10 protein-coding genes are annotated in these 12,499 nt (G+C 70.9%); 4 read left to right on the top strand and 6 right to left on the bottom strand.

Annotated elements, in window-relative coordinates:
- Nucleotides 1–116: 116 nt before the first annotated feature.
- Entirely contained in the window at nt 117–926 is an 810-nt protein-coding gene (locus AB0C16_RS31755; protein WP_357688298.1) for a crotonase/enoyl-CoA hydratase family protein, read from the top strand.
- A gap of 255 nt (nt 927–1,181) precedes the next feature.
- On the opposite strand, the gene AB0C16_RS31750 is transcribed toward AB0C16_RS31755, so the two are convergent.
- The gene (locus tag AB0C16_RS31750) at nt 1,182–1,508 is read right to left on the bottom strand and encodes a rhodanese-like domain-containing protein (protein ID WP_357688296.1); all 327 of its coding nucleotides are present in this window, start codon (nt 1,506–1,508) and stop codon (nt 1,182–1,184) included.
- 37 nt (nt 1,509–1,545) lie between these two features.
- Between AB0C16_RS31750 and AB0C16_RS31745 the strand changes: the two genes are divergently transcribed.
- Nucleotides 1,546–2,175 (top strand): helix-turn-helix domain-containing protein, encoded by a 630-nt coding sequence (locus tag AB0C16_RS31745; RefSeq protein ID WP_357688294.1) that lies wholly within the window; start codon nt 1,546–1,548, stop codon nt 2,173–2,175.
- A 156-nt stretch (nt 2,176–2,331) separates the two neighbouring features.
- Here the strand turns inward: AB0C16_RS31745 and AB0C16_RS31740 are convergent, their stop codons facing one another.
- Together AB0C16_RS31740 and AB0C16_RS31735 are read right to left on the bottom strand one after the other, a co-directional pair.
- Nucleotides 2,332–3,438: a nitronate monooxygenase family protein gene (locus AB0C16_RS31740; RefSeq protein ID WP_357688292.1), complete on the bottom strand. Its 1,107-nt coding sequence runs from the start codon at nt 3,436–3,438 to the stop codon at nt 2,332–2,334.
- Nucleotides 3,439–3,648: 210 nt separating this feature from the next.
- Complete coding sequence (locus AB0C16_RS31735) at nt 3,649–4,563, bottom strand: DUF3068 domain-containing protein (RefSeq protein WP_357688290.1); 915 nt, start codon at nt 4,561–4,563, stop codon at nt 3,649–3,651.
- 157 nt (nt 4,564–4,720) lie between these two features.
- On the opposite strand from AB0C16_RS31735, the gene AB0C16_RS31730 reads away from it, so the two are divergent.
- Both AB0C16_RS31730 and AB0C16_RS31725 read left to right on the top strand, forming a co-directional pair.
- Nucleotides 4,721–5,446: a class I SAM-dependent methyltransferase gene (locus tag AB0C16_RS31730; protein WP_357688288.1), complete on the top strand. Its 726-nt coding sequence runs from the start codon at nt 4,721–4,723 to the stop codon at nt 5,444–5,446.
- On the top strand, nt 5,443–6,585 hold the full coding sequence (locus tag AB0C16_RS31725; protein WP_357688286.1) for an acyltransferase: 1,143 nt from the start codon (nt 5,443–5,445) through the stop codon (nt 6,583–6,585). The genes AB0C16_RS31730 and AB0C16_RS31725 overlap by 4 nt, the downstream gene beginning before the upstream one ends.
- Here the strand turns inward: AB0C16_RS31725 and AB0C16_RS31720 are convergent.
- The 3 genes from AB0C16_RS31720 to AB0C16_RS31710 are packed head-to-tail and all read right to left on the bottom strand — an operon-like array spanning nt 6,506 to nt 12,491.
- Nucleotides 6,506–10,555, bottom strand: coding sequence for an alpha-(1->3)-arabinofuranosyltransferase family protein (locus tag AB0C16_RS31720; RefSeq protein WP_357688284.1), 4,050 nt, complete (start codon nt 10,553–10,555; stop codon nt 6,506–6,508). The genes AB0C16_RS31725 and AB0C16_RS31720 overlap by 80 nt on opposite strands.
- A 26-nt stretch (nt 10,556–10,581) precedes the next feature.
- The gene (locus tag AB0C16_RS31715; protein WP_357688282.1) at nt 10,582–11,691 is read right to left on the bottom strand and encodes a glycosyltransferase family 4 protein; all 1,110 of its coding nucleotides are present in this window, start codon (nt 11,689–11,691) and stop codon (nt 10,582–10,584) included.
- Nucleotides 11,688–12,491: a glycosyltransferase gene (locus AB0C16_RS31710; protein ID WP_357688280.1), complete on the bottom strand. Its 804-nt coding sequence runs from the start codon at nt 12,489–12,491 to the stop codon at nt 11,688–11,690. The genes AB0C16_RS31715 and AB0C16_RS31710 overlap by 4 nt, the downstream gene beginning before the upstream one ends.
- Between the last annotated feature and the right edge of the window lie 8 nt (nt 12,492–12,499).

Here is a 12,499-nt window from a genome sequence, read left to right as displayed (position 1 = left end):
GCGTAACCCGCCGGTGAAGAGCGGAGCAAGCGCTTGATATGAGCAGTTCCGGCGCCCGGCGCGCTACCATCGGCGGCATTGAACAAGCGTTTGATTCAATCATCTCGGAGGCTGTTGTGGAACTCCTGCCGATCAGCACCCCCCACTGCCGTGTCGAGCGCGACGGCCATCTCGTGATCGTCACCATGGACCGGCCGGAGGCCCGCAACGCCCTGTCCTCCGACATGCTGATCGGCCTGGCCTCGGCCTGGGCGTACGTGTCGGCGGAGCCGGAGGTGCGGGTGGCCATCCTGACCGGCGCCGAGGGCACCTTCTGCGCCGGCGCCGACCTGAAGGCCATGGGCCGGCCGTCCACCGACCCCGAGGTGCAGGCGCGCGCCGCCGAGATCGCCAACTACCACTGGAAGGGCCTGCTCCGCGAGGACCCGCCCACCAAGCCGATCGTCTGCGCCGTGGAGGGCCACGCGGTCGCGGGCGGCACGGAGCTGCTGGTCGGCACCGATCTGCGGGTGGTCGCCGAGTCGGCCACCCTGGGCCTCTTCGAGGCCAAGCGCGGCCTGTTCCCGATGGGCGGCAGCGCGGTGCGGCTGGCCCGTCAGATCCCCTACTGCCACGCCATGGACCTGCTGCTCACCGGCCGCCCCGTCACCGCGGCCGAGGCGCTGTCGATGGGCCTGGTCAACCGCGTGGTGCCGGACGGCCAGGCGCTGACGGTGGCCCGGGAGATCGCGGCCGACATCGCCGCCTCAGGCCCGCTCGCCGTCCAGGCCATCCTGCGCGCCTACCGCGACACGCTCGGCCTGTCCGAGCCCGAGGCGCTGAAGGTGTCGGACGAGCTCGGCTGGCCGGTGATCGGCTCCGAGGACGCCCGCGAGGGCGCCCTCGCCTTCAAGGAGAAGCGCCCCGCCACCTACCGGGGCCACTAGAGGGTTGATCGGGTTGTCTGCTCTGGCCGGGGCGGTCAGTGGTCGTATGCGATCAACGATCGTTTACGGATGATCTCGAACTTTCCGGCAGGGTGCGTTCGAAGTCGTGACCGGCGAAGCCCTTGCCGCGGACGTTGATGGTGCCCGGCCCGAACTACGCAGCAGCACTTGCGCCACGGCCAGGCACACCGGCGGGGCCATGCGTGGCTGATGAGGCCACGCACGGCGGTGATCATGCCGACGAGTTCACCGGGTTCAGGCGGATTCGATGGGCAGGCCGGACTCCACCCAGTCCTGGATGCCCTCGCGGTACTTGCGGACGTTGGTGTAGCCGAGAGTGGTGAGCCGGTCGGCGACCTGTCCGCTGTTGGCGCACGCCGGGTTGGAGCAGTAGGTGACGATCGCGGCGTCGAGGTCGGGGAGCAGGGTGGACGCCTGGGTGTTGACGTCGGCCGGGGCCAGTGCGAGGGCACCGGGCAAGTGCTGCGCAGCGTAGTACTCGCCGCCCAGCGCGTCGACGACGGTCACGGCGCCCTCGTCTATCGCCGCCTTCAGCTGGTCACGGGTGATGAGTACGGTCATGCCACTACCTCCTAGAGAATCGGACTATAGTCCGGTTGTGACTCGAGACGATACCGGACCGCAGTCCGCTTCTGCAATTCCCCTGGAACTGCTACACACGCCGCCTCCCAAGGAGCGCGCCGACGCGGCACGCAACCGGGCCGCGATGCTGGAAGCCGCCGCCCGGCTGTTCGCCGAACAGGGCGTCGAGGCGGTGTCCATGGACCAGGTGGCCGCAGCCGCCGGGGTCGGCAAGGGCACCCTGTTCCGCCGCTTCGGCGACAAGTCCGGGCTGGCCGCCGCGCTGCTGGACGCCCGGGAGCGGGTGTTGCAGAAGGCGATCCTGCACGGACCGCCGCCACTCGGCCCCGGGGCGCCGGCTGACGAGCGCCTCACCGCGTTCATCGACGCCTACTTCGACTATCTGCTGGAACATCTGGCTCTGATCCGGATGTCGGAGACCGCGGCGCCTGGTGCTCGATACCGGATCGGGGCCTACCGGTTCTGGCACAGACACGTGGCGATCCTGCTTGGCGCCACACCCGATCCCGAGCAGACCGCCCATGCTCTGCTCGCCTCTCTGGCGGCCGAACACGTGGCCGCGCTCCTGCCGGAGCTGGGCGAACAGCGGATACGAGCCGGGCTTCTCCGCCTTGCCCACGCGGCGATGCCATGCCCCAGCCCATGATTCGGCGTCGGCCGATCCCCGAAGCGGTGGCCCGACCGAGTGCCACCGCAACGGAAGCGCTCGGCACGGTCGCGGCGCTCGGCCACGGGGACTACCGTTCTTCGGACTCGACGATCTCGTGACCGTCGTTCAGCTTGGCCAGGCCGACGGCGTGAGTCAGTCGTCGGTGATGTGGCCGAGGCGTTCCAGGGCCTCGGCGTACTCCTCCACGAGGGAGTACATGACGTCGCGGGTGGAGCGGACCTGGTTGGTGATGCCGATGATCTGGCCCGCCGGGAAGGTGGCCAGCTCGGCGGCGTCGGAGCGGCCGATGCGCCGCAGGGCGTCGGAGACCAGCATGAACTGCAGCGGCATCGGCAACGTCCCGGGCGAGTCCTGAGACTCCCACGCGTCGGTCCACTCGTTCTTGAGCAGCCGGGCCGGCTTGCCGGTCCAGCTGCGGGAGCGGACCGTGTCGCGCGAGGTGGCCTCCAGGATGCGCTCCTTGGCCATCTGGGGCGTGTCGGCCTCCTCGACCGTGAGCCAGAGCGAGCCCGTCCAGACGCCCTCGGCGCCGAGGGCCATGCCGGCCGCCATCTGCCGCCCGTTGCCGATCCCGCCGGCCGCCAGCACCGGCACGTCGACCGCGTCCACGACCTGCGGGATGAGCACCATGGTGGAGATCTCGCCGGTGTGGCCGCCGGCCTCGGTGCCCTGCGCGACCACCACGTCCACCCCGACCTCCACCTGCTTCAGCGCGTGGCGCGGGGTGGAGGCGAGGGCGGCGACCTTGACGCCGCGGGAGTGGGCGAGGTCGACCACGTCGGCAGGGGGCGGGCCGAGGGCGTTGGCCAGGAGGGCGATCGGGTGCCTGAGCGCCACCTCCACCTGCGGGCGGGCGGTGGCGTCGGTCCAGCCCAGCAGCACCTTGCCCGCCTCGGCGTCGGCCGACAGGGCCGGCACGCCGTGGGCGGCCAGCAGGTCGTCGACGAACTTCCGGTGGCCCGGCGGGATCATCGTCTGGAGGCGGCCGACCAGCTCGTCGGCGGCGAAGTCGGCCCCCTCGTAGGAGGCCGGCATGACGACGTCGACGCCGTACGGCTTGCCGTCGACGTGGTCGTCGATCCACTTGAGCTCCATCTCGAGCTCTTCGGGGGTGAAGTAGAGGGCGCCGAGGACGCCCATTCCGCCGGCGCGACTGACCTCGGCGACGACGTCCCGGCAGTGGCTGAAGGCGAAGATCGGCAGTTCGATCCCGAACATCTCCGTGACACGTGTCCGCATACACCGACAATACGACCGGCGAATAACGAACTGCAACGCGTTCTACTCTGGAACCTTTTGCGTGTACTGGCCAGTAACCTTGATCGAGAACCGGTTCTAACTACGTACCGTGACAAGCCGGCGCGCGAAAGCGGAAAGGGGCCCGCGCGCGGGCGGTCCCGGGCAGAACAAAGGGGGCCCCGCGCGAAGCGAGGCCCCCCGGAGAACGGGTCAGGACGAGCGGGAGCGGCGGCCGAGCACCACGCCGGCCAGGACCAGGGCGGCACCGACGATCAGCAGGACGAGCGGGATGACGTTGCGCAGCAGGTTGATCTGGCTCTTGCCCTCCTGCGCGCTCTTCACCAGGCCGTCGACCGTCTCCTTCGTCATCTGGGCGGTGGCGACGAAGGCCGCGGAGCGCTCGATCCCGTCCTGGGTCTTGAGCACCTCGTGCCGCTGCTGCTCCTGCTTGACCGGGGCGCCGGTGGTGGGCTCGATCCAGAACGTGACCTTGCCGTCGTACCAGCGGTCCACCTGCACGTCGCCGGCGTCGGGCATGCCGAGCACCGAGGCGGGAGCGGTGAGGGTCGAGGTCTTGGTGGGCGGCACGTCCTGCTCGAAGACGTAGACGGGCAGGCCGTTGACGCTCTCCTCACGGACGAAACGCGCGTCGAACGCCTTCATGGCGCTGGAGTTGAAGACCTTGTAGGTCTTCTTCTCGGCGTCGAACGGGAACTTGTAGATCTGGCCCTCCAGCGTCACCGGGGCCTTGCCGATGTTGACGCCGCAGCAGTTCACGCCCACGCCCGTGTACTTGTCGAAGGCGCTGCGGCGGTCGCTCAGGTCGATCTGCGGGCGGCCGTTGGTGACGTCGTTGACCACGGTGGCCTCGTCCCAGACGACCCGGTCGGAATTGGCCTCCTTCACGTCACCACGGGTGGTGACGATGATGTCAAGATCGGCCGTCAGCACCTTGAGGTCCTGCTTGGAGAAGTACTGGGCGCCCTTGGCCTCCAGGTAGGAGATGCCGAACTGGTTCGCCGGGGCGGAAATGATCTTCCCAGCCGCCCAGAATTTCAATAGCGGGGCAAGTGCGATGAAGAACGCACCGACCCCGATGAGGACAAGCGTGGAGATGCGACCCATCAACGGCCTCCGCGATCCTAGAACCTGTTGTCATCTTGCTCGAACATCCGGCAACAAAGTATGACAGTGAGTGACATGCGTCACGGGCCGGTACGGAGCCGCAATCAAATCGATAGAAACAAGTTCTAGAGTGACTCCGCATATGAAAGCGGGAGATATGCCCATGCGCGCTGACTTGGCGCGGTCCATCCGGTTATTCCGGGCGTTCCGCTCCGAGCAGAACGACCAGCAGGGCTACTACACGACCCTGGCCGCGGACACCGCCGCCCAGCTCCGCCGGTACGTGGACCTCCGCGACCGGCTCGTCCTCGACGTGGGCGGCGGTCCCGGCTTCTTCGCCTCGGAGTTCCGCCGCCACGGCGCCCGCTGCGTGTGCGTGGACGTGGACGCCGGAGAGCTGACCGGCCAGGGCACGCCCGGCGGCGGCCTGCTCGGCAGCGCCCTCGACCTGCCGCTGCGCACCTCCACGGTCGACGTCTGCTTCTCCTCCAACGTGCTGGAGCACGTCCCGGAGCCGTGGCGGATGGCCGCCGAGATGGTCAGGGTGACCAGACCCGGCGGCCTGGTCTTCCTGGCGTACACCAACTGGCTCTCGCCCTGGGGCGGCCACGAGACCTCGCCCTGGCACTACCTGGGCGGCCACCGGGCCGCCCGGAGATATGAGGACAGGCACGGCAAGGCGCCCAAGAACCGCTACGGCCAGGGCCTCTACCCGGTCTCCGTCGCCCAGGGCCTGCGCTGGGCCAGGGGCGACCGGCAGGTCGAGCTGGTCGACGCCTTCCCCCGCTACCTGCCCTGGTGGTACCGCCCGATGCTGCACGTCCCGATCGTCAGGGAGTTCGCAACGTGGAACCTGGTCCTGGTACTGAGAAAGCGCCCATGAAGAGGGACGCCGCGCTCGACGGCATCCGCGCCCTGGCCGCGCTCGGCGTCTGGGTGCTGCACGTGGCGGGCAACACCGGCGTCATGTACCGCGAGGGCATGCTCGCCTGGATGACGACCCGGCTGGGCGTCGCGGTGCCGATCTTCTTCCTGCTCTCCGGCCTGCTGCTCTACCGTCCGTGGGTCCGGGCCCTGCTGGAGGACACGCCGGCGCCGCGGCCCGGTCTCTACCTGTGGCGCCGGGTGCTTCGCGTGATGCCCGCCTACTGGCTGGTCACGGCTCTGGCGCTGCTGGCGTGGAGCTCGATGGACTGGACCGGCTGGACCAAGTGGCTGCTCCTGCTGCAGAACTACACCGAGCAGGAACGCGGCCCCGACGGGCTCTACCAGATGTGGACGATGCCCATCGAGATGGCGTTCTACCTGGTGCTGCCCGTGCTCGCCTGGGTGCTGCACCGGTGGGCGCGGCACGGCAACCGGCCCGTCCGGCTGCTCGCGGGCATCGCCGTGCTACCGGTGATCTCGGTGACGAGCGTGATCGTCTCCCACGCGTTCGAGGAGCCGGAGATGGCGCTCTGGCTGCCGCATCACCTGATCTACTTCGCCGCGGGCATGGCCATGGCCGTGCTGTCGGTGTGGCGCAAGGAGATCAAGGTCGTCGACGCGCTCGCCCCGCAGCTGCTCGTGCTGGCGCTGCTGCTCTACGCGGTGCTGAGCACGGAACTGGCCGGCCCGCGCACGCTCACGCTGCCGGACCTGGCGCAGTCGCTCTGGCGGATGGGCCTGGAGGCGGCGGTGGCGATCCTGGTGGTCGCGCCGTTCGCGCTGGCCTCCCGGCACGACTCGCTGCGCCACCGCGTGCTGGGCAACCCGGTCACCGCCTACCTGGGCCGGATCTCCTACAGCTTCTTCCTCTGGCACGCGCCGGTGATCACCCTCTATTACAAGGTGACCGACAGCCGACCGTTCACCGGCGACTTCGTGAAGGTGGCGATCCTGACGTTCGTCGGCACGATGCTGGTGAGCGTCGCGAGCTACCACCTCGTCGAGGAGAACGCGCTCAGGCTGAGCCGGCGCGGGTCAGCACCTGCTCGGCCGCCGGACGCTCCGGCCGCGAAGGAGGCGGCTCCGGCGCGGTGACGAGCTGCCCGAAGAGCACGCCCATGGCCGCGCAGGCGACGAGCTGCGGCACGTGGTCGGTCAGCAGCTCCACGTCCACGCCGTAGTCACGCAGCGCCATGGCCACGGCCAGCGACACCGTCGCCCCGCCGAACAACCAGGCGGCCAGCCAGGGCACGGCCGCCCTCGGCAGCCGCGGCCACAGGACGACCACCACGCCGGCGAGCACCACGAGCATCCCCTGCCAGCCCGCCACCCAGGCGCCGAACCCCAGCCCCAGCACGATCGCGTACGGCACCCGCCACCGCGACAGGCGTGAGGCGGAGGCGGGGGCGGTCTCCAGCACGTGCTCGGGCCGCGGGCCGCGCATCACCAGGGCGACCAGCGCGAGCAGCGCGATCCCGGCCAGCCCGAGCCCCAGGGCCAGCCGGTAGGCCCGGTCCGGCCCGTACTCCATCCGCACGGTCCCCGAGGTGCCCGCGGGCAGCTCCCACGCCTGCTTCCAGCCGTCGATCCGCGCGGGCCGCAGGATCTGCCCCTCCAGGGTGGCCTGCCAGCCGGCGTTGTAGTTCTCGTTGACGACGAGGAAGGAGTCCTGGGGGGCGGCCACCCGCACCTCGCGCAGCGCCGCGGTCCAGGTGCCGGGCACCGCGGCGCCCTCCACCGGCGCGGGCTGCTCGGGGAGCGAGCCGACGACCAGGTTCGTGATCGCGAACGGGTCCCAGCCGGCCACCCGCACCCGGTTGTCGCCGGCTCCGAGCTCCGCCCGCGAACAGCCGGCGAACCGCATGGGCCGCTGCTCCAGCAGGTCGGAGTAGGCGCCGCTGACCTTGGTGTGGATGGTCTGGCCGTTCACCTGGAGCTGCGGGCCCTGACCGCAGGCCAGCCGGAACGGGATGCCCTCCGGCCTGCTCGCCGGGCTGACACCCGGCACGATCAGCTCGGTGACCTGCAGCTTCCTGGACACGGGGTAGAAGCGCAGTTTGAGCGAGGTCGTGGACATCGGCTGGAAGACCAGGTTGCCGCCGGCGTCCGCCCGGCCGCTGCGGACGGCGCCCTTGTCGCCCGTCACCACGAGGTCGAGGGGCTGCTTGTCGCCCCCGGGCCGGGCCACCTGGATCCGCGAGACGGTCCGCCTGTCCTTCCAGCGGATCGTGAGCGTGGGCTCGGCGTCGGTGGGCGAGGGGACCCAGGTGGTGGAGGCGTCGGCGTCGAACGCCGACCTGGGCGCCACCACGGGCTCCTTGTTCACCTGGGACGAGCCCTCGACCCTCGTCAGGTCCGCGCTGAGGCGGCTGTAGCGGTCGACGAGCTCGGCGTCGCGCAGCACCGCGGTGCCCTGGACGGCGGCCGTGCGCTCCTCCTCCGCGGTGAAGGTCCGGTCGAAACCGGCGCCCTCCTCGCCCGGCCTGGCCAGCAGCGGGTTGCAGATCCAGCGGGCCGGGTCGCGCATGCACTCGGGGCGGGCGTCCAGCCCGCTGTCCATCACGTAGACGTCGCCGCCCTGGCCGGGCAGCCTGATGGTGCGGCTCGGGATGATCCCGGGGATCGCGAGCTCGGTGATGCCGACCCGCTGCACGAAGCTCCAGCGTTCGTCGTACGTCTCCACGACCTCGATCTTCAGCCAGCTCGTCGGGCCGGGCGGCGTGCGGAGCGACTGGGGGCTGTTGGTCTGCTGGACCTGCTGGACCAGGCGGCCGCCCTCGGTGACCACGGCCACGCGCTTGATCGACTGGCCGAGCAGCACGTTGTTGGTGAACGTCGCCTGGAAGGCCGGGATGGTCCGCTCCTGGGGCAGGTCGACGCGGAGCCACTCGCCCACGGGCCGCTTCCAGCCGCCGCTCTCCCAGGTGGTCTCGAAGTCGCCGTCCATGGCCGCCCACGGGCCGCGGCCGGTGGTGCTGAGGCCGGGCACCGCGCCGGCGTCGGCGACCGAGGAGGAGGCGGTGATGGCCGAGATGCCGCCGTACTCGGCGGTGGCGGTCTGCTCCAGCCAGCCGTTCTCCAGCAGGTCGAGCGCCCTGACCCCGGTGAAGTCGTCGCGCCGGTCGGCGGTCAGGGTGGGGGTCCAGTTGGACCTGATCTCGCCGAACTGCCGCTCGCGCAGGCGCAGCGCGTCGCTCGTCACGACCGGCGCCTCCTGCTTGCCGACGTCGTCGTTGACCAGCACCGGGCCCTCGCCCAGCAGCCCGGCGTCGCCCATCGTGAGGAGTGAGTCGGGTCCGCCGCGCACCCGCAGCGCCTCGCCTCCGGGTCGCACGCCGACCAGCTCCGAGCTGCCCGACACCTCGTACAGCTCCAGCGCGGGGAACGGCCAGTCGACCGACTCGACCACGTCGTCGGTGACGCTGTCGCCCACCTCGCCGCCGAACGAGCGGATCTTGGTGATGCCGGGCGACTCGCGCAGCGCCTCGTAGATCCTGGCCGGCCAGGCGCCCTGGAGGTTGGCCCTGACCAGGTCGTTCCTGACGACCAGGTAACGCACGCCCATCCTGCGCAGCACCTCGGTCAGCCCGGGCGAGCCGTGGCCGGCGGTGAGGCGCTGGTCGATGGCGTCGAGCAGCCTGGTCAGGCCCACGGATCCGGCGGCCGTGACCTGCCTGGCCGTCCAGCGGGCGTGGAGCAGCGGCTGCGTGGGGTCGTCGAGCGGCCTGCCCCACAGGTATTCGCCGAACTTGGCGCCGGGCACGACGAGCACGCCGTCGTCGCCGGCGTTCTCGTTGATCCAGGCGGCGGCCTCCTTCCAGTAGAGGGGGACCTCCTTGAAGGAGCCGGGGGCCGCCAGGCCCTGGTTGAAGACGGGCAGCACCAGCCCGGCGAAGGCCACCAGGGCCACCGCCCGCACCCGCAGCCGGACCCCGGCCAGCAGGTGCGCCAGGCCGAAGGCGAGCGGCAGCCGCACCAGCGGGTCGAACTTGCGCAGGTTGCGCAGCGGCGCGAGCGGCCCGTCGAGCAGCCAGCGCACCGGCTCGGCGACGACCGGCTCCAGCGCGCTCATGTGCCCGGCGACCAGCGCGGCCACGCCCACGACGAACACCGTGATCAGGAAGCCCTTGGCGGGCAGGTCGCGCCGCGCCAGACCGGCCAGGCCGAGCGCGGCGATCAGGCCGGTGATCACGACCATCGCCGCCGAGGTGGCGATCGCGTAGCCGGGCGGCTGGTCGTTCACGCCGCCGACGGTCAGGAAGCGCACCCAGTCGGACGCGCCGCGCAGCACGTTCGTCAGCGAGGTGACCTGCGTGGTGGTCGAGGCCGTCTCGGTGTAGGGCAGGAACGAGAACGCGTAGCGGCCGACGAGCAGCAGCGGCAGCCACCAGAACAACGTGGCCACCGAGACGGCGCCGGTCCACCAGCCGAGCATCCGCCAGCGCGGCACCGGCTGGGGCCGGGTGAGGATGTAGATCACCGGGGCGACCAGCACGGCCAGCACGGCGACCGCGTTCACGCCGCCGCAGAGCGCCACGGCCAGGCCCGACCTGATCGCGCCCCTGGCCCGCTGCCCGGTCTCCGACGCGGTGAGCAGCGGGATCAGGATCCACGGCAGCATGGCGGCGGGCAGCCACTCGATCGAGATCTCGCCGAGGATGGACAGCGCGCGCGGGGCCAGCGCGTACGCCAGCGCGCCGACGACGCGGGTGCCGGGGGTGCCGATGCCGAGCTGCCTGCCCAGCCGCTCCACCCCGAGGAACGCCACGCACAGCAGCAGCGTCAGCCAGAGCCGCTGGGTCACCCAGGGCGCGACGCCGACCAGGTCGCCGAGAGCGAAGAACGGGCCCATCGGGAACAGGTAGCCGGCGGCCTGGTTCTGCAACTGGCCGAAGTGCTGCAGGTCCCACAGGTGGGCGGCGCGCTCCAGCCAGCCGATCGGGTTGAGCGCCAGGTCGATCTTGGTGTCGGAGATGATCTGGCCCGGCACCGTGGTGAACGACAGCACCGCGAATCCCAGGCAGCAGATCACCAGCCAGAGCCGGTGCCGCGCCTTCTCACTCACGGCTCTCCCACCCACCGCTCGCTCGCTCATGGCTGCTCCCAGACGGGCCCCACGTCACGGCCGAGCATCAGCAGGGCCAGGCGTTCGGCGCTGCGGTCCCAGCAGAACCTCGCCGCCCACTCCCGGCATCTCGCGCTGTACAGGTCGGCGGGCTCGGCGTCTTCCAGCTCCTCCAGGGCCGCCGCTATGCCCTTGGCCAGATCCGTGCCCTCGGGCAGCAGCCAGCCCGTCTCGCCGTGCCGTACCGCGTCCCTGAGTCCGTCGACGTCGAAGGCGACCGTCGGGACGCCCAGGGCGGCGGCCTCCAGCACGCACAGCCCCCAGCCCTCGCCCTGCGAGGCGCTCACCTGCAGCCAGGCCGAGGCGATGAGACGCTCCTTGTCGTCCTCGGACAGGTAGCCGTGCATGGTGACGCCCTCGGGCAGCCGGGCGCGCAGGCGCTCCTCCTCGGGTCCCCGGCCGATGACGTCCACGGTCAGGCCCGGCCAGCGCTTCCTCAGCTCGCCGACGGCGTCGAACAGGAGGTCGACGCGCTTGTGCGCGACGAGCCTGCCGACGCACACGAGACGAGGCACGCTACTTCTCGGCATATTTCGTGATCCGTTGATGCTCACGCCGTTGGGGACGATATGGATCGGGCCGATCCACCCGAGCCGTTCTCGCATGGCGTTGACCGTCGACGGCGACACCGCCACACTGACCTGCTCGCGGTAGGTCCACCGCGAGACCGGCCCCTCCAGGAACCGCCCGACCGCCGCCAGCCAGCGCGGCAGGTGCACCTCGAACTGCCGGTCGTGCACGTGGTGCACGACGCAGAAGATCCGCACCCTGCGGGGCAGCACCCAGGGGGTGAAGAACGGGATGCCGTTCTGGCAGTCGAGCACCACGTCGAAGAGCGAACGGCGCAGCAGCAGCCAGGCGAGCACCCGGGGATAGACGGTGAACAGGCCGCCCATCCGGGCGATCCGCACCCCGTCGAGCTTGTCCTTGACGGGCTGGCCGGGACCCCGGGCGGTGACGAAGCAGACCCGGTGGCCCGAGGCGGCGAAGCGCCGGGCCATCTCCCAGGCGTAGGTTTCGGCGCCTCCTGCGGCCGGATGCCACGGATCACGCCAGTTGACGACGGCGATGTTCACGGATATCCGACGGAGTCCAGCGGCTGGTCCCAGGCGGGCCGGGGGGCGGCGCGTGGTTCGGTGCGCAGGGTCAGCCAGATTCTGCCGAGTTCGAGCAGGATGCCGGCGCTGTGCCGGCTCGGCGAGAAACGCGAGCCCGGCATGTCACGCCATTGCACCGGGATCTCCAGCGCCTTCGCGCCGAGTTCGGCGCACCGGGCGAGCAGCTCGACGTCGAAGGCGAACCCGGGAGTGCGCAGCCGGGCCGCCACCTCGCGGGCGAGGGCTCCGTCGAAGAACTTGAAGCCGCACTGGGTGTCGCTCACGCCGCGCACGAGCACCCTGGCCAGCGAGCGGAAGCCGACGGCGCCCAGCTCGCGCACCCGGCTGTGCCGGTTCTCCACGTCGGAGCAGGTGTGCGCGCGCGAGCCCACGACCACACGCTCCCCGGAGAGGAGCAGGCCGAAGGCGACGTCGATGGCGTCGAGGTCGGTGGCCATGTCGGCGTCACAGAACCCGACGAAGGGCGCGCGCGTCTGGAGCAGCCCGGCGCGCACGGCGGCCCCCTTGCCGGGGATCGCGCACTGGATCAACCGGACCGGGACCTCCCCCTTCGGCCAGGCCCTGACGATCTCGGCGGTGGCGTCCGTGCTGTTGTTGTCGACGACGATGACGGCGGTCGGGAACGGCATGCGGGCAAGCTTCGCGCACAGCTGCAAGAGCCCCCCGGGGAGTCGTCCTTCCTCGTTGTACGCCGGAACGACGATCTCGAGCAGTGGTGGTCGGCTCGTCCTCTCGTCCCCTCGGAGGGAGGGCGGCATGTCGACTC

Source organism: Nonomuraea sp. NPDC048916 (assembly GCF_040649575.1).
In the GTDB taxonomy this organism is placed as follows: domain Bacteria; phylum Actinomycetota; class Actinomycetes; order Streptosporangiales; family Streptosporangiaceae; genus Nonomuraea.
The sequence above is the reverse complement of the archived record's forward strand: the minus strand, read 5'-3'. Positions and strand labels throughout refer to the sequence as shown.

Coding starts and splice junctions, on each gene's coding strand:
- AB0C16_RS31735 (WP_357688290.1), bottom strand. CDS start 4,563: ATGGGTCGCATCTCCACGCTTGTCCTCATCGGGGTCGGTGCGTTCTTC.
- AB0C16_RS31730 (WP_357688288.1), top strand. CDS start 4,721: ATGCCCATGCGCGCTGACTTGGCGCGGTCCATCCGGTTATTCCGGGCG.
- AB0C16_RS31740 (WP_357688292.1), bottom strand. CDS start 3,438: ATGCGGACACGTGTCACGGAGATGTTCGGGATCGAACTGCCGATCTTC.
- AB0C16_RS31725 (WP_357688286.1), top strand. CDS start 5,443: ATGAAGAGGGACGCCGCGCTCGACGGCATCCGCGCCCTGGCCGCGCTC.
- AB0C16_RS31750 (WP_357688296.1), bottom strand. CDS start 1,508: ATGACCGTACTCATCACCCGTGACCAGCTGAAGGCGGCGATAGACGAG.
- AB0C16_RS31710 (WP_357688280.1), bottom strand. CDS start 12,491: ATGCCGCCCTCCCTCCGAGGGGACGAGAGGACGAGCCGACCACCACTG.